This window comes from Streptomyces noursei (genome assembly GCF_001646665.1).
GTDB classification, from domain to species: domain Bacteria; phylum Actinomycetota; class Actinomycetes; order Streptomycetales; family Streptomycetaceae; genus Streptomyces; species Streptomyces lavendulocolor.
In genome coordinates this window covers 1-317 of record NZ_LWBU01000024.1, presented here as the reverse complement: position 1 = coordinate 317, position 317 = coordinate 1, and the positions used below count along the sequence as shown (strand labels likewise).

The 317-nt window shown below is 77.9% G+C and carries 1 pseudogene; it reads right to left on the bottom strand.

Annotated elements, in window-relative coordinates:
• Positions 1-317 (bottom strand): annotated as a pseudogene (locus A4V12_RS34220) (GTP pyrophosphokinase); the annotation flags it as partial.

Here is a 317-nt window from a genome sequence, read left to right as displayed (position 1 = left end):
TGCGCTTCTGGCCGCGGTGCCAGCGCTCGGCGACCTGGTAGGCACTCTCGATCTGGCGGAGCGTCGACGTCTCGATCTTCGGGTCGTTGCTGCGGACTATGCGCAGCAGGGGCTCCAGGACCGGGTTGTACGGCGACGAGCGCTGGACGCCGAGGCGGGCGAGGCGGGGGCGCACCCGGTTGGGCGCGCCGCCGGGGCGGGCGGGGGCCGGTGCCGTGGGGTTGGGGGCCGCGGCGGGGGCGGGGCCCTGCGCGGGCCTCCGGCGCGGCCTTCTGCGCCGCTCCCGGCCCTGTCGTTTCGCCCGGCCTTGTCGGGGG